We start from the raw sequence: 17,616 nt of genomic DNA on the forward strand, positions 1-17,616 counted from the left end.
ATTGTAACTTGTTTTCATAATATTTTCAAAGTTTACCATATTTTTGCTCATTGTAAAATCATTTTGTTTTTAAAATTCATAAATAATTCAATTCATATGATATGAACGTCTATTTATCTTTAATCGATTTTTATAACTTAATGAATGATACGTCATTTCATACGCTTTTTATTAAAAATAAACCAATTATTAATAAATGTTTTTAAAATAAAAAACCTTATAATCCATACTAACTAAATAGTTAGGATTATAAGGCATTCATTTTAATTAACGTAATACTTTATTTAAGTTGTTTATTATTATACATACCAGCTAATGGTTTAAGTTCTTTATAGAACGCATCAAATTCATTGAAATCCATTTGTTGTCCACTATCACTTAATGCTACAGATGGATCAGGGTGAACCTCAGCCATAATACCATCTGCACCAACAGCTAATCCTGCTTTTGCAGTAGGTAGCATAATATCTTTACGACCAGTGCTATGTGTAACATCTACCATAACTGGTAAGTGTGTGCCTTGTTTTAAAATTGGCACTGCAGAAATATCTAACGTGTTTCTAGTTGCTTTTTCATAAGTACGGATACCACGTTCACATAAAATGATATTTTCATTACCTTGTGATGCGATATATTCAGCTGCAAAAATAAATTCTTCAATCGTTGCTGATAAACCACGTTTTAATAATACAGGTTTATTTGAACGACCAGCTTCTTTTAATAATTCAAAGTTTTGCATATTACGTGCACCAATTTGGAATACATCTAAATATTGATCAGCAACTTCAAAGTCTGCTGGGTTTACAATTTCACTTACAACGTTTAAACCATATTTATTTTTCGTATTTTTAAGTATTTTAAGCCCTTCGACACCTAAGCCTTGGAAATCATACGGTGATGTACGAGGTTTAAATGCGCCACCTCTAATGAATTTCTCACCTCTCGCTTGTAAATTAGCTGCGACTGCATCGACTTGTTCCTGTGATTCAACTGAACATGGACCAAATACAAATGATTTGTTGCCATCTCCAATGATGCCTCCGTTGTCAAATTGAACGATTGTATCTTCTGGTTTTAATTTTCTCGATACATATAAATGTTTTTCATTTTCAGATTTTTGTAAATCAGTAGAGGCTTTAAAAATTTCTTTGAATAGTTGTTTAATCACATTGTCATTAAATGGACCTTCATTTTGATCTAATAACTGATTAATCATTTCTTTTTCGCGTTGTGGGTCGTAAACAAGTGTACCTTGTTTGCGTTTTTCTTCACCAATCTTTTGTGCTATCTTACCTCTTTTAGATAAAAGACCTAAGATTTTTTCATTAATTTCAACTATCTCATCTCTGTATTCTTGTAATTTGTCTGTCATTTTATTCACCTCTATGAAAAATTTTAAAACCAATATTTTATTCTGCTTTAAAGCGATAAAATATATGTTAAAGGTTATTCTAACAATAACTCCTTATAAGTTCAAGTAAGGATTATTAAAAATTCACTTAAAAAGTGAATAACATTAATGATAACTAAATTTTCAGTCATTTTCTAGTTATATTTTACACTATTACTTCTTTTTTATAAATTTTATAGATAAATTTACAAATTCCTTGTTCATGATATGCTTCAAATTCATAAGACATGTCATATTTAATCAACGATACGCTTTACATGATGTTCTATTAAGCAAATAGATATGTATCAAATAATACTACATAAAAAAAGAATCGAACAAAGCGTCCGATTCTTTTTATTAAATATTTTTAATCATTAAATGTTCTTTTATCAATCTTACTTTTTGCTTTTTCTGTTTTTTTCGTTTGTGGTCTGTTTTTTGAATATGTTGCTTCAGATTCAGTAGTACTTTCATTTGTCAAAGTACTTGCATCTTTTGTAGATGATAGGTTATCTCCAGATTCTGAATCATCATGATTAATGATACCATCATTTTTTGAATCTGAATTTGTAGCAGTTGTTGCTGATTGCGTTTGACCAGAAGCATTTTCATGAACGATGATACCATCTTTAAATGCAACTTGTTTGTGTGTTTGTTTTACTCTTTGGTCTGCGGCTTCTGGTTTAACTTTTGTATCATTTTTTTTATTATCGCCTTGTTCTACTTTATCTGTAGTAGATTCAACAGCACTTTCAACCTTTGGCGTAACCAAATTAGGTACAACTTTATGTTTTGTCTGTGCTGGAGCTTCTGGCTTAAGTAAATTAGCTGTGTTTTCTGCAACAGAAGTATTGTCATCTAATGCTTTATTTTTATTTTTAGCCGCTAATGCTAAACTTGACGCAGTTACCACACCTGCGATTGCCCCTTGCTTACTATCATCTGTTTCATCGCTTTGAGTAACCAAATTCGGCGTTTTATTATTCGTGTTAGTGTTAGCAGGCGCTTCTTCTTCTTTTAAAAGATTAGCTGTGTTTTCTGCAACTTGATTATCTTCATTTAACGCTTCATTTTTATCATGTGCTGCTTTAGCTAATCCACTCGCTGCAACTGCACCACCAGCTGCTGTACCTGCAGTAACTGCATTGCTATTTGAGTTTTCACCATCTATATTCGCATCACTTGTTTCTGTTTCTTCTTTAATTGCATTTTGTTGTGCATTAATTTCACTTTCACTTGGTTCTGCATTTGGATCTATATGTGCTAAACTGTCATCTGATTGATTTGCATCTTCACTAGTTGTCACTTCCCGTTGTTCTTGGGCATCCGGTGACATATTAGCTAAATTATTATCAGAAGTTTCTTGTTGAATCGCTACGCGTTGCGCAGATAATTCTGCATCGGTTACTTCTGTATTTTTATTTTGCGCGTCATCAATAGTTGATTTAATTTCATTTACTTTATCGTCAGCTTCTTGACGTTCTAATTCGGACTGCTCAATAATGCTAGATTTAAATTGATTGTCTTGTTTTGGAATAGATTTATTCGTTGCTCTCGACTTACTAATGGATACTAAACCAACAGCGGAACCTATAACAGCACCTACAATAAATCCATATACAAATTCATTTCTGGCACCTTTTGTAAAATATTCTGGCACTTCGTAACTTTCTAAATTTCTTTCATAATTATCACGGTTATAATACTTCATTGTCCAATGCCCCCTATAACAAATGCACTTAAATAAGTTTCAAACCTCATTTAAGTGCATTTGTTTTTTAATATATGAATTATTTGTTATCTACACGTGTAGTATAGCTATGATTCGTGTCATTTGCTACACTGCTCGTTTTGTAATTTGCACTATCTCTACGATTTCTTCTATTTTGCCATTTATCAGCAACTTCCATTGCTACATTTGACCATTGTACTACTTGAGAAATTTTATCTTCATTTTGAGAAATATTGTGCGTAATTGAGTTTGTCACTCTATCAACAGAACCATTTAAAGTTTGTACAGAATCACCGATACCTTTAACAGCATCAACTACTGAATTTAAACGATCTGATTTGTCTTGAATATCTTCAGTTAAGCGGTTCGCTTTATGAAGTAAATCTGTAGATTCACGCGTAATACCTTGAACCTGTCCTTCGACACCATCAAGTGTTTTTGCTACGTGATCTAAATTTTTCTTAACTGAAAGTAATACCACAACGATACCAATTACTAATATTAGAAATGCAACCGCTGCAATAATTCCAGCTATAGGTAAAATCCATTCCATTTAAAACGCCTCCTATTAATCATATGTTGTTATTTAATATAAATACCCCCATCATTTTAACATAAACATATTAAAATGGAGAAGTAACACCTATTTTTTCCATGTATGCACGTTGAATTTTTTGAATATCTCCTGCACCCATAAATAAAATAACAGCATCACTATATTGTTCAAGCGCATTTACACTTTCCTCATCAATCAATGTTGCACCATCAATTCTTTGAACTAAATCTTGAATCGTTAAGTTACCGCTATTTTCTCTTATCGAACCAAAAATTTCACATAAAAATGTTTTATCGGCTAAACTTAAACATTCTGCAAATTCGCCCAAGAATGCTTGTGTTCTACTAAATGTATGAGGTTGAAACACTGCGATAACATCTTTGTTAGGATATTTTTTTCTCGCTGTCTCAATTGTAGCACTAATTTCTCTAGGATGGTGTGCATAATCATCAACTAATACTTGATTTCCTACTTTTGTTTCATTGAATCTACGTTTCACGCCACCAAAAGTCTCTAATGCTTCTTTAATATTATCGATATTTAAACTTTCTAAGTAACTAATCGTAATAACCGATAAGGCATTTAATATATTATGATCGCCAAATTGTGGTGAAAGGAAAGTATCAAAATATTCACCTTTAAAATATACATCAAATTTTGTACCTTTTTCACTTATCTCTAAATTATCTGCATAAACGTCATCTTTATTTGAAAATCCATAATAATAAACAGGTACGTCTGCTTCAATTTTACGCAAGTGTGTATCATCACCCCAAGCAATAATCGCTTTTTTAACGTTATGCGCCATTTCTTGGAAAGCATTAAATACATCATCAACGTCTTTGAAATAATCTGGATGATCAAAATCTATATTGGTCATAATGGCATAGTCTGGATGATAGCTTAAAAAGTGTCTACGATATTCACATGCTTCAAACGCAAAGTAATCACTTGCTGGTATGCCAAGTCCAGTTCCATCGCCAATTAAGAAAGATGTTTTCTTATCACCATTCATTACGTGTGATAATAAACCAGTTGTCGAAGTTTTACCATGTGCACCAGTTACGGCGACTGACGTATATTGGTTAATAATATGACCTAAGAAGTCATGGTAGCGAATAACTTCAAGTTTTAATTCATGTGCTTTCACAACTTCTTCATGCGTATCCGGGAATGCGTTTCCTTGTACGACTACCATATCTGATTGAATATTATTCGCATCAAATGGCAGTATTTTAATACCATTGTTTTTTAATGCCACTTCTGTAAAAACATAATTTTTAATATCTGAACCTTGTACTTCGTTTCCAAGATCATGCATTATTTGTGCTAATGAACTCATACCGGCACCTTTTATACCGACAAAATGATAATGTGTCATTGTAACACTCCTTTATCTCTATATTAATTCTCATTCAAATCTGATTCTGTAATGTATACATCTCTTGGTTTAGATCCATTTGCGCCCGACACATAGCCAAGTTGTTCTAGTTGATCAATAATTCTTGCAGCACGATTATATCCGATTTGGAAATGACGCTGTACTAATGAAGTTGAAATATGTCCTTCATTTAGCATAAATCGACACACATCATCGAATAAATCATCTTGTGGTTGACTTTCTGTTTTTTTCAATAATTCTTTTTCTTCAAATAAGTATTCCGGATCTCGTTGTTGTTTTATGAAATCTACAACATCATCAATTTCTTCATCAGAGACAAATGTACCTTGAACACGGATAGGTTTATTCATACCGCTTCCTAGGTAAAGCATGTCACCATAACCTAATAAACGTTCTGCACCACCACTATCTAAGATAGTGCGAGAGTCTACGCTAGATGATACCATAAATGCAATTCTAGTAGGTATATTTGCTTTGATTAATCCAGTGATGACATTAACAGAAGGTCTTTGCGTTGCAACTAGCATATGAATACCACATGCACGTGCTTTTTGTGCAATGCGCGCAATAGATTGTTCCACCTCTTGTGGTGCCATCATCATTAAATCTGCTAATTCATCTATTACTATAACAATTTTTGGCATTCTATCCTCATAAGTTGCTTTCTTATTAAATGCCGTAATATTTCTAACATGATATTTAGCAAAAACTTTATAACGTCTTTCCATTTCTTCAACAGCCCATTTTAAACTTTGCGTTGCTGCTTTTACATCTGTTATCACAGGTGCAACTAAATGTGGTAAGTCATTATAAGGTGCTAATTCAACCATTTTCGGATCAATAAGTAACAATCTTAATTCCTCAGGATGATTTTTATATAATAACGACATTAATATACTATTAATACATACGGATTTACCTGAGCCTGTTGCACCAGCTATTAAAGCATGCGGTGTTTTAGAAATATCCATTAATAAAGGTTCATTATTAATTCTAAGTCCCATAGCTACAGTTAATTTGGATTCTGCATTTTTAAACGCTGGTTTTTCTAAAATTGAACGTAAATTTACAGTTGTTGCATTTTGATTTGGTACCTCTATACCAACTAGACTCGTACCTGGAATGGGTGCTTCAATACGAATATCCTTAGCTGCAAGCGCCATTTTTATATCGTCTTGTAAAGCTGTTATTCTAGATACTTTCACACCTTTTTCGACTGATAATTCAAATCGTGTCACACTAGGGCCTTCTGTAACATTTTGAACTTCTGCAGGCACATTGAAATAATAAAAAGCTTCATTCAATTCCTGTTTTTTATCTTCAATCCAAGCATTGTCAATTTCATGTTGTTTTGGCGCTTCTAATAACTCAATACTTGGAAGTTTAATATTGGGTCCTCTTCTAATAGTAGCCTTATTATCATCCTCAGTTGGTGTTTTTACTCCACCTAATTGGTTACCAGAAGTTTCAGGTTTGAGAACTGGTTCTTGTACATTTTGCTTATGATTTTCATTTTGTTCAGAAGGCACATTTGTCATATCTGACTCAGCACTTTCAACTGACTCTTGTTGTACATTAGACTGAGTTAAGTCATTTCGATTATAATCATCACTATAAGAAGAAGCATCCGTTTCCGGTTTAAAGTCACTCTGTTCATCAATCAAGTCATGTGATAAATTCGTTTCGCTTTGGTTGTCATCAGTTACAGTCAATGACTCTGAAGCAGGTTCATTTGCTAATTGATCATTATTCGACTGTGATTGTTTGTCGCTAATATCGGATGACGTATTATGTTTAAAATTATCTACATTATTTAATTGTATGTTTGACTTATTTTTTTCTTTTTGTGCATCTAACATACGCTTTTTATCTGATGGTGTCATCACGACATTGAAAGGTTTACTACCTTTCTTGATAGATGTAGCCTTTTTATACGTTTTAGTTTCGTCGGGTTGCTTAATATGATTTCCATTATTATTATCAGTACTATCAGATTGCTCCAATTCAGACCTTTCATCTAATATTTCATTTTGGACGTTAAGCGATTCATTTTCATTCATACTTTCATCAGATTCTAGCTGTGATGCCTCTGATGGTGCTGCATCATTTGAAGTTACATGATTATCGATAATATCGGACTCTGAATTTTCAAAACCATGGTCTGGTTGTGATAATGACTCTGACAATTGCTCATTTTCACTTTGTGAATCTAATGAATCAAAAGCTAATGATTCTTTGGATTTAGGGTCTGTTTCAGATAATTCTCTATACTGCGCATCATCCACGTCATTCTCATCTAAATAACGCTCAAACGATTTCTCTAATATGTATGTGCGCTCATTTTCTGACATATCACTTTGACTAGACTCTATTGCAGTGTTGTTCTCATCGTTTTGATTTTCGAAATCACTGTTAGGTGTGACCTGTTCAACTTGATTTTGATCTGCTTCAATTGCGGAACTGTCATTTTTAGTATTTACATTAACCTGTTCATTATTAATCGTATGAACATCGCGTACATGATCTAAATCAACTTCTTCATAATTAAATGGTGTATTTGAATCTTCTTCAATATCTTCACTATTCGTCGATTCTGTTTGTTGCTGATTTTCTGCACTTTGACGTGATGTTGACGTTTTCGATTTGGACATATTCATTGCGTTACCATCTTCATCTAACGAGCTTTCACCTATGTAATTCCGCGCTTGTTTTGCATACATTTCGTCAATTGCTTTTTGTATACTATCTTCTTGTTTGTCTTGATTATCATGACGTTTTTGTTGAAGTGCCTTTTTAAATTGACGCTTCTGTAATACTTTACGTTCTCTCTCTCGTCTAATTTCTTCAACAATCTGAGAAGCATAGATGTTTTCTATTTTAATCGTATTATCTTTTTTATTTTGACTTGTTACTGGTTGATTCAGCTCAACTTCTTCACCATTTTCCTCAACATGTTGTGCGTCACGGCGCTCTTTGTTATCAGATAAATCATATGCAGTATCATTTGAATTTTCATGATACATATGTGCTTCATTTTGAATATCTGTTGAATTACTATCTGAATCTTTTACTGTTTGGTGTTTCTGTTGAGATGATTCATCATTATAATTACGATGATTCGTCTCATTTTCCGCTTGCGTACCTTCTTCTGAATCATCTTGACGTTTAATGACACCATTTTCTAAAGGACGGGGTTTTTTAGTACCAAAAATCGCTGAAGGCACTTCACTCGCTTTAAAATCGCTATGATGAAAATTTGACGTCGTTGGTTTGTGTTTTGATGAAGCATTTGCTCGTAAAACATCCGTTTGAATCCTCATTCTTTTGCCTTTATGTGTTCTAGTCTCATTTTCAGTTTGGTAATGATCTTGTTGTTGCGATTGTTGCCCAACTGAATCACTCGAGTTTATATTTTGAGTTGGTGTTTTATCATACATATGTCTACGTCTTCTTTGTTGATGATGTGCATTCCCATGACTCACATCATTATGTGCATCATGGGAAGTTTTATGAGATGTAGACGCAATATCAGAATTCAACTCATCATCTGTCTTCAAACTGTCATTTGCCTCTTCTAAAACACGCATAGGAAACCTGAATTTCCCTTTGGGTCTTTCATAAACATCATTATTTTGAGGAAGTAATGAATCATGTTCTTCTTTTTGTGTAGCTTTTTGACGTCGTTGGCTTCTTTTATTAAGATAATTATCTGTTGATTCATTATCTTCTCCAAATAACTTGTCGAACCAGCTCATACTACATTACCTCCTTTTTATACTTCAAAAAATGATTGCCCTACCGTGTAATCATCACTTAGAACCATAATACCTTTTTCTTGTGGTGCATTTGGTAATCCTAACTCTTTCATCGAACAAATCATACCACTTGATGCAACGCCTCTAAGTTCTGCATCTTTAATAACCATACCACTTGGCATAACTGCACCAACTTTTGCTACCACCACTTTTTGTCCAGCTTCAACATTCGGTGCCCCGCAAACAATTTGTAGTTTTTCAGTTGCAACATCAACACTTAGAACACTTAATTTATCTGCATCTGGATGCTTGTCTTTTGTTTCAACATAGCCCACTACAAATTTAGGAGTAAAGTCTGCGTCTAATTTATAAGTAAATCCAGCAGCTTCAATTGCTTTTTGAAACGCTTGAACTAATGTTTCAGTCAACTTAATATGTCCATTACCTGTTAGTGTTGCTTTGTTTGATGCATTAAAGATATTGTAACCTACGACTTCTCCGTCATTCTGTATTTCAACTACATCCCCTTGAGTGACGTAGTTATATTCACCTTCTGTAGGATTAATTTGTAAAAATGCAACATCGCCAACAGCTTCTTTATTATAAAATAAATTCATAACTTCATTACTCCTTATTTCTTATCTTTATTTTCATATTGTTTTCGTGTAGCTTCCAATCTTTGAATCACATTAGGATCTCTTTTTTGTTTATTATTTTTACCTAAAATAAAGATTGGTTCAAAATGCCCTTTATCATAACCTAAAGATAATGATGTAATTGGCACTAATCCTTTAGTGAAAAACTCCATAGTTAAATGCGCCATCACATCGTAACCCGTCTTATTGCGGATGTCTGCAATGATAAGCACATCTTGATGAGGTACCGCTACTAACATTTCACCTTCACATTGTGCTTGTATTTCATTTAAAAATGACGTATTTAAAATTCTACTTGCATCATAACCATCATTTGAATTCACAAAGTAAAAAATATTACCTTTAACTTCGTCAGTTGTATACTTATTTTCTAATTTGCGCACATTAAATAGCGCCATTTCTTTTAATTGTTGCTTTGTTAGCTTTAATTCTTCTAACATCGCTTCATCAATTAGACGATATGACTTACCTAAATCAACTGCATAATAAATGTTTGTTTCTGCTGTATGTGCATCGATTACAAATGAATTACCATTTTTGTCTTTTTTATCAAAGCTAGGAGATCTTAAAACCGGCATAATTTGGATATTATCCGTATTTTCCAATGCCTCCCCTTTCATTTGCTCGACTGCTTCTTCAACATAATACACAATTTCATCGACTATTTTTTCTTTTTGAGATTTATATTTAGCTACTATTGGATTAATTTTAACGGTAACGCCTTTACCATTATCTATTCTTGAGATACGTAGTGTTTCATCTTCTCGATTAAAACTAAATTTCACATCAAGATGATTCAATCTATCTTTTAATTTATCTCTCATTTGAAAGACATTCATTATTAACACTCCTATTTACGTGCCTTACTATAGTTTACAATAAATATACCCTTAGGAACAGAAAAAATGTGCGCTCTAAGGGTATATATTTTTATAATTTAACTTTAATTTAACCCTAAATTAATGCCACCTACAAAGACGCTAAAAATTGGTCTATTTGTTCTATGGATTTTCGTTCTTTTCCAATATAACTGCCAATTTGATTCCCGTCACGGAATACTAGAAAACTAGGTATACCCATAATGTCATAATTAATGCATATATCAATAAATTTGTCTCTATCAACTGAAATAAATTTATAATTAGTATATTTTGCTTCTAATTGAGGTAAATCTGGTTCTATAACTTTACAATCTGGGCACCAATCTGCTGTAAATAAAAACACTGTTTGTTCATTTTTCAGATTTTCAAATTGCTGCTCACTTTCTAATTGTTGCATAATACCACTCCAAATTATTATTTATATTGTAATATTTCTATTTGGTCTTCATTTAAATGTCTAACTGATTGTTCTAACAGGCTTCTGGCAGCTTCATAATCTCTAATATCAAACACTGCATTTGTACTATGAATATATCGTGCGCACACACCTATCACAGCGGTTGGGATACCTAATTTTGCCTTGTGTATTTCTCCACCATCCGTACCACCTGGAGAAATATAGTATTGATGTTTAATATCATATTGCTTCGCTAAATCAAGCAAATAATCTCTAAAGGTTGGTCGAAGTAACATTGTACCATCTTTAATTCTGATTAATGTACCTCCAGCTAATTCCCCTGATAAATTTTGCTTACCTTTCATATCATTCGCAGGCGAACAATCTACAACAAATGCTACATCAGGATCGATTAACTCTGCCGCTGCACTTGCTCCTCTTAATCCTACTTCTTCTTGCACATTTGCACCGACATATAAATCAAAGTCCAATTCAGTATTTTTTAATAATTCCAGTAGCTCAATACCAATTAAACAACCATAACGGTTATCCCAGGCTTTACTGGCAAATCGATGCTCTGATAACTGTGTAAAAGGCGTATCAGGTGCAATCGTATCACCAATAGCAATACCACGTGCCGATATATCTTCAGCATTTTCTGCACCAATATCCAATAATAAATCTTCTATTTTAGGTGCTCCTTCATTTCCAGTTCTAAAATGTTTCGGAATATTAGCTACAATACCTGTAATCTCATCATTATTTCGCGTTCTAACTTTTAGCCTTTGGCCTTGCCATATATCGTTTGCAACGCCACCTAAATTAGTAAATTGTAGCATACCATTTGACGTGATATTTGTGACCATGAAACCAATTTCATCCATATGTGCAGCAACCATGATTCGTTTTGGATTACTTGATTTCGAACGTTTAACACCGTAAAATCCGCCCATACGATTATAAACAAATTCATCCACAAATGGTTCCATTTCTGCTTTCAAATATGATTTTACATTTTCTTCAAAACCTGCTACACCATGTAATTCTGTTAATGTTTTCATTCTATTCAATGTTTTACTTTTATCTATGTTCAACGTCTCTCACTCCTTAATATTTATTATATCATCTTCATTATGGTAAACTATAAATATGACTTTATTGGGGGTAGATTATGTTATGTTAAATAAAAAAAATTGGTTCATCCTCTTATTATTTTTCCTAACTACAATTGCAGGATCAATTTATTTTTATAAACGTCGAAAACATATCCAATATCGAGATCCTGAAAAAATCACTAAAGAAGTAAAAACTTATTTTATGAATGTTATAGGATCATATATATTAAAAGTGCCGATGACGTATACAAAATCCGATTCAAAAATCATTGCTTTTCAAGGTGGCATTACGACACGAAACCATAACACACTTACATATTATGACTTTTATGCTGATGCCAAAACAGGTGAAATATTAGATATCATTGAATGCAAATGATAGAAGGTTAAAGCCATAGCGACACGATGACAAACATATTCTAACTCAGAATATCTTCTTATTCATGTGCCGCTTAGCTTTAACCTTTTTAATTCCTAGAAATAAATGTATCAAATTCAGTTATATTTTGCTTATCAAATTTCACCGCAAAATAATTCACATCATGATAATATAAAAACCAATAATTTTGATGAATATAATACGGTACTAAACGTTCTTTTTCTCTAATTGATTGCATAGGGTAATCATCATAAGCTGTAACCCATAATGGATTTCTATGTGCAGTTGTTGGAAAAATATCACCCATATGCACCGCTTTTTCATTCTGACTTTCAATTGTAATGATTGCATGACCAAAACTATGACCGCCCGTATGAATCATTTTAATACCTGGCACTATTTCGATTTCATTTTCAAACAATAGTAATCGTTTTTTAAAATCTCCATTATTCTTTGGCCAATATGTTGATTTACTGCGTATATTAGGGCTTTGAAATTCATGCCATTCATCTTGTTGAATCACATGGATTGCTTTATTAAAAATTGAATTACCCTCATTATCTGTTAATCCAGCAGCATGATCGAAATGTAAATGTGTCATTAATACATAATCAATATCTGCAGTCGTTAAATCTAAAGCCTTTAAGTCTTCACTAATTTGGCTTTCATAATGAGCTCCAAAATTTCTACGTTCTTTATCTGTTAATTTTCCTGAACCTATACCTGTATCAATGATAATATTATAATCGTTTGATTGTATTAATATTGGATGCGTTGGTAATGGAATTTGATTCTTATCATTCACTTCATATTTTTTAGTCCATAACGCCTTAGGCACCACGCCAAACATTGCGCCACCATCAATGTGAGTGATACCACCATTTAAATAATGTATACGAAAATCCCCTAATTTCATCTACTTATCCTCCTCGTAAAATATAAACACAATAACTACTTAATATTAATAGTAATACAAACAATGTTCTAGGTAAAATATTGGACATAAGTACATTTAAATTAGCACAATTCTATTTACATTAAATTATAAAAATCTTAATTTGGACATAAAAAAATTGATAGAACCTATGTCCTATCAATTGAGTGCGTAATTATATTTAATGAAACTTAGCTTCCATACGATAAATTCTTGAACCTTTATCAGAAAATTTTCTTTCGTATTCAGTCTCAATATTCTCTTCATCATCTTCTTCATGCAAATTCAGGTTGATTTTTGTAAAATACATACCAAATTGAGACATACTTTCTAAACTATATGCAAACAGACCACGATTGTCTGTTTTAAAATGGATTTCACCATCATCTTTTAAAACTTGTTTATACAATGCTAGGTATGTTTGATATGTCAAACGACGTTTAGTATGTCTTTTTTTAGGCCATGGATCTGAGAAATTAAGGTATAATCTTGATACTTCTCCATCTTTGAAATAATCGTTAAGTTCAATTGCATCATTACAAATTAACTTGATATTTGTTAAGCCTTGTTCAATAACTTTATCTAAGACTTTTATCATAACACTTTTCTCTCTTTCCATAGAGATAAAGTTTATTTCGGGATGTTTTGCTGCAAGCGTAGTTATGAATTGACCCCTACCTGATCCTACTTCAATATAAATCGGTTGATCATTATCAAACCATTCACTGATTCGCCCTGCATGACTACCATCGATATCAACTATATTCGGTTCTTTTTTTAAGTAGTCCTCTGCCCAAGGCTTATAGCGCATTCTCATTTTGATAACTCCTTATATAAAAGCATTATTATTCATCACTTGATTTAAAAAAGTTAGCCACATATTCATATCTTTGTAACGTTTTTGTTCTTCATACCATTGAACCATACCGATAGATTGTACAACGGTATACCACTTCATACGTTTTTGTAAATCCATTGAATCTTTTGTACCATACACGTTTAACCACTCTGGCCATTTATTTTCTGGAACGTAATTGTACAGCAGCATACCTAAATCAATTGCGGGATCAGCAATCATTGCACCTTCCCAATCAACGAGATATAGCTCATCATGATCTGATAACAACCAATTATTATGGTTAACATCACCATGAACAACTGTAAAGAAACGAGGATCTAAGTTAGGTATGTGATCTTCCAAATACGTTAAAGCTTTTCTAACCACGTGATGTGTCAGTACATCTCTTGATAACGAAGCATTTATTTTATTTAATAAAATATCTGGCGTGATAGGTTCCATTTCCATACGTTTTAGCATGTTTAATAATGTCTTTGAACTATGAATTTTTTTCAATAAATTCGCTACACGTTGTTCATGCATTTCATTGAAAGTAAGTTCTCTACCATTTTTCCAATGTTGTGCTGTTACAACTTCGCCAGTTTCAATGCGTTTCGTCCATACAAGTTTAGGCACAATACCTTCAGCTGATAATGCAGCTATAAATGGATTTGAATTTCTTTTTAAGAATAATTTTTGTCCATCCTGTTCGGCCATGTATGCCTCACCCGATGCACCGCCTGCTGAGTCAAGCGTCCATCCCAATTGATAAAACTGCTCCAACACGTTCACCTCACTTTCAATTAGAAAATGGCTCCTGAAAAACATTTTTCGAGAGCCATATATAATCATTTTCTATAGCAAATTTTTTAAACTTCAACCATAATTTATGCTGTCTCAAGTGTTATGACTAGCATAATGTCCCATGTGGCTCAAGTTAATTTTTAAAATTATAAATAACTGATTTTCAAATTATAGTAACTTTTATAGCATACCATAAAAGAAACCCAAACAGAGCATATTTTTTAATATTTCTCTATCTTTTTTCAAGAAATTTTTCTCGTTCAATTTCAAGACTCATAAAAGATTTTATAATGTTTGGGTATGAATTTCAACCAATAATGAGAAACAAAAAGTCACTTTTTACTTTCTTATTTCTATTAGTTTCTTTCAAACGGCTCAGTTAGCATTATAACATAATTTAATATGAATTTTTGTTATATTTTCTATCTATTTATTGAAAATATTAACTATGTGTATCAATGTATCTGTTAAATCTTTCTTGCAATGATTTTGTTATCGAACCAACTTGACCATCACCGACATTTTCACCGTTTAATTTAACAACTGGCATAACCTCAATTGAAGTACTTGATACAATGATTTCATCCGCACTTTTCAAAAAGTCTAATGTAAACGTTTCTTCATTAAAAGGTATCCCTTTATCTTCAGCAACAGATTTAATTACCATACGCGTAATACCATTTAAAATATAATTATTTACAGGATGTGTATAGATTTCACCATCTTTGATTGCATACACATTACTAGAAGAACCTTCTGTGACAATATCACCACGATGTTGTATTGCTTCTTGAGCATTATATTTAACTGCATATTCTTTAGCTAATACATTACCCAACAAGTTTAAACTCTTAATATCGCATCTTAACCAACGAATATCTTCAGTAGTGATCGCATTAATACCTTCTTCTAATGATTTGTAAGGACGATCATATGATTTAGTGAAAGCCATAATATTGGTTTCAACAGAAGGTGTTGGAAAGGCATGATCACGCGGTGCGGCACCACGTGTAACTTGAATGTAGACACCACCATTAATCACACCATTTGTTGATAATAACTCCTGTATTAATTCCGTAAGTTCCTCAACGTTATATTTTAATTCAAGACCAATTTCTTTTGCACTACGTAAAAGTCTTTCAAAATGTTCCTTAGCAGTAAATACACTATTATCATATACTCTAATATATTCATAAATACCGTCGCCAAATACATAACCTCTATCATTATAAGGCACATTTGCATCTTGTTCATCAACGAGTTTTTCATTTATTAATACTTTTGTCATATTTATTCCTCCACACACAATTTATATAATGATTCTAAATAGATACTTGTCGCATTGAATAATTGTTTTTTAGTTATATATTCATTTTTTTGATGCATTAAATCTTCAGAATCACTAAACATCGCACCAAATGCAACACCTTTATCTAAATTTCGTGCATAAGTACCGCCACCAATCGTATACGGTTCTGTATCATCACCAGTTTGGTTACGGTAGGCTTGTACTAAGCTTTGTACGAATGGGTCGTCTTTTTCTACATAATGTGGTGTTTGATTTTTACCTAACTCAATTGAAAATCCTAGTGATTGAATTTCTCCCTTGAATCTTGTTAACGATTCTTCAAATTCAAAACCTTCTGGATATCTTAAATTAATGCCGAATTTGCCACCATCTTGATTATCATAAGTGATAATTCCAACATTAGTAGTCACGTCGCCCATAACATCTGTGTGGAATTTCATTCCCATTTTTTCTCCAAAATGTGACTCAAACAAGTATCGTTCGCTAAACGCTACGAAATTTGCAGCAGTTTTATCTAAATTTAATGTTGCAAGGAAGTTAAGTAAATATAATCCTGCATTGACGCCTATAGATGGATCCATCCCATGAACCGCTTTACCTTGTACTTTAAGCACCAAGACACCGCTATCTACAACACTTTCACCTTCAACGTCATGCTCGTTTAAGTATTGTTCAAAATTTTGGATAACATCTGTCATATTTTCTTTAACAGCTACATTGGCAATCGCTTCATCAGGCACCATGTTATATCTTTGTCCTGATACAAATGAACGCAATTCATATTCAGGCTCATCTTGATCATCTGCTTTTTCATTTTGAATTACATCAAACGTGCTTATTCCTTTTTCACCATGAATAGCAGGAAATTCAGCATCTGGAGCGAACCCTAATTCAGGCATTTCTTCTGTTTGGAAATAACGCTCAGTACATTTCCAATCAGACTCTTCATCTGTACCAATAATAATATGTATACGTTTCTTCCAGTTTACATTCATTTCATTTAAAATTTTAACTGCATAATAAGCAGCAATGGTCGGCCCTTTATCATCTAACGTACCACGAGCAATAATTTTATCATCAGTTACTACTGGATTGAACGGATCTGAATCCCATCCATCGCCTGCAGGTACAACATCCACATGGCATAAAATACCAAATACATCATCGCCTTTACCCGCTTCAATACGTCCCGCGATATGATCAACATCATGTGTGCCAAAGCCGTCACGTTCTGCGATTTTATACATGTAATCTAAAGCTTGTCTAGGTCCAGGTCCTACTGGATTTTCAGCAGAAGCTTTATCGTCTTCTCTTACACTTTCAATTGAAAGTAAACCTTTCAAATCTTCTAGTATGAAATCCTCATATTCTTTTACTTTGTCTCTCCACATATACAATCAACTTCCTTCTTATAACTTATATACTTAATATTTTACATGAAGTCGTAGAGAAACTACAGTGAGAT

General features: G+C 32.7%; 15 protein-coding genes. 1 reads left to right on the forward strand and 14 read right to left on the reverse strand.

From position 1 onward, the window contains the following. Window positions 1-280: 280 nt before the first annotated feature. The 9 genes from L987_RS08475 to L987_RS08515 all read right to left on the reverse strand — a co-directional run bounded on the left by L987_RS08475 (window position 281) and on the right by L987_RS08515 (window position 11,866). Complete coding sequence (locus L987_RS08475; protein ID WP_047504090.1) at window positions 281-1,372, reverse strand: bifunctional 3-deoxy-7-phosphoheptulonate synthase/chorismate mutase; 1,092 nt, start codon at window positions 1,370-1,372, stop codon at window positions 281-283. 388 nt (window positions 1,373-1,760) lie between these two features. Beyond that, window positions 1,761-3,104 carry a YtxH domain-containing protein gene (locus L987_RS08480; RefSeq protein ID WP_047504093.1) on the reverse strand — a complete coding sequence of 448 codons (1,344 nt, stop codon included), beginning with the start codon at window positions 3,102-3,104 and terminating at the stop codon, window positions 1,761-1,763. Between the two features lie 79 nt (window positions 3,105-3,183). Further along, window positions 3,184-3,678, reverse strand: a complete 495-nt coding sequence (locus tag L987_RS08485) for a DUF948 domain-containing protein (RefSeq protein ID WP_002483004.1) — start codon at window positions 3,676-3,678, stop codon at window positions 3,184-3,186. 70 nt (window positions 3,679-3,748) lie between these two features. Then, on the reverse strand, window positions 3,749-5,062 hold the full coding sequence (gene murC / locus L987_RS08490; RefSeq protein ID WP_011302870.1) for a UDP-N-acetylmuramate--L-alanine ligase: 1,314 nt from the start codon (window positions 5,060-5,062) through the stop codon (window positions 3,749-3,751). Window positions 5,063-5,085: 23 nt separating this feature from the next. Further along, window positions 5,086-8,838 (reverse strand): DNA translocase FtsK, encoded by a 3,753-nt coding sequence (locus tag L987_RS08495; protein ID WP_047504096.1) that lies wholly within the window; start codon window positions 8,836-8,838, stop codon window positions 5,086-5,088. Between the two features lie 17 nt (window positions 8,839-8,855). Next, window positions 8,856-9,455: a YtpR family tRNA-binding protein gene (gene ytpR / locus L987_RS08500; RefSeq protein ID WP_002483001.1), complete on the reverse strand. Its 600-nt coding sequence runs from the start codon at window positions 9,453-9,455 to the stop codon at window positions 8,856-8,858. 14 nt (window positions 9,456-9,469) lie between these two features. Next, window positions 9,470-10,333, reverse strand: a complete 864-nt coding sequence (locus L987_RS08505; protein WP_002483000.1) for a DUF1444 domain-containing protein — start codon at window positions 10,331-10,333, stop codon at window positions 9,470-9,472. Between the two features lie 130 nt (window positions 10,334-10,463). Next, complete coding sequence (locus L987_RS08510) at window positions 10,464-10,772, reverse strand: thioredoxin family protein (protein WP_002482999.1); 309 nt, start codon at window positions 10,770-10,772, stop codon at window positions 10,464-10,466. A gap of 17 nt (window positions 10,773-10,789) precedes the next feature. Continuing rightward, window positions 10,790-11,866 carry a M42 family metallopeptidase gene (locus L987_RS08515; protein WP_047504099.1) on the reverse strand — a complete coding sequence of 359 codons (1,077 nt, stop codon included), beginning with the start codon at window positions 11,864-11,866 and terminating at the stop codon, window positions 10,790-10,792. Between the two features lie 82 nt (window positions 11,867-11,948). On the opposite strand from L987_RS08515, the gene L987_RS08520 reads away from it, so the two are divergent. After that, window positions 11,949-12,266 carry a hypothetical protein gene (locus L987_RS08520; protein WP_011302866.1) on the forward strand — a complete coding sequence of 106 codons (318 nt, stop codon included), beginning with the start codon at window positions 11,949-11,951 and terminating at the stop codon, window positions 12,264-12,266. An 88-nt stretch (window positions 12,267-12,354) separates the two neighbouring features. Here the strand turns inward: L987_RS08520 and L987_RS08525 are convergent, their stop codons facing one another. From L987_RS08525 to pepV, 5 genes are all read right to left on the reverse strand, one after another. Beyond that, window positions 12,355-13,182: a YtnP family quorum-quenching lactonase gene (locus L987_RS08525; RefSeq protein ID WP_002482996.1), complete on the reverse strand. Its 828-nt coding sequence runs from the start codon at window positions 13,180-13,182 to the stop codon at window positions 12,355-12,357. A gap of 199 nt (window positions 13,183-13,381) precedes the next feature. Next, the gene (trmB, locus tag L987_RS08530; protein WP_011302865.1) at window positions 13,382-14,017 is read right to left on the reverse strand and encodes a tRNA (guanosine(46)-N7)-methyltransferase TrmB; all 636 of its coding nucleotides are present in this window, start codon (window positions 14,015-14,017) and stop codon (window positions 13,382-13,384) included. Between the two features lie 12 nt (window positions 14,018-14,029). After that, complete coding sequence (locus L987_RS08535; protein WP_041784794.1) at window positions 14,030-14,821, reverse strand: phosphotransferase family protein; 792 nt, start codon at window positions 14,819-14,821, stop codon at window positions 14,030-14,032. Between the two features lie 463 nt (window positions 14,822-15,284). Next, window positions 15,285-16,130, reverse strand: coding sequence for a D-amino-acid transaminase (dat, locus tag L987_RS08540; RefSeq protein WP_047504102.1), 846 nt, complete (start codon window positions 16,128-16,130; stop codon window positions 15,285-15,287). A 2-nt stretch (window positions 16,131-16,132) separates the two neighbouring features. Next, complete coding sequence (pepV, locus tag L987_RS08545; RefSeq protein WP_047504104.1) at window positions 16,133-17,542, reverse strand: dipeptidase PepV; 1,410 nt, start codon at window positions 17,540-17,542, stop codon at window positions 16,133-16,135. Between the last annotated feature and the right edge of the window lie 74 nt (window positions 17,543-17,616).

It is taken from the genome of Staphylococcus sp. ZWU0021, assembly GCF_000798895.1.
In the GTDB taxonomy this organism is placed as follows: Bacteria; Bacillota; Bacilli; order Staphylococcales; family Staphylococcaceae; genus Staphylococcus; species Staphylococcus saprophyticus.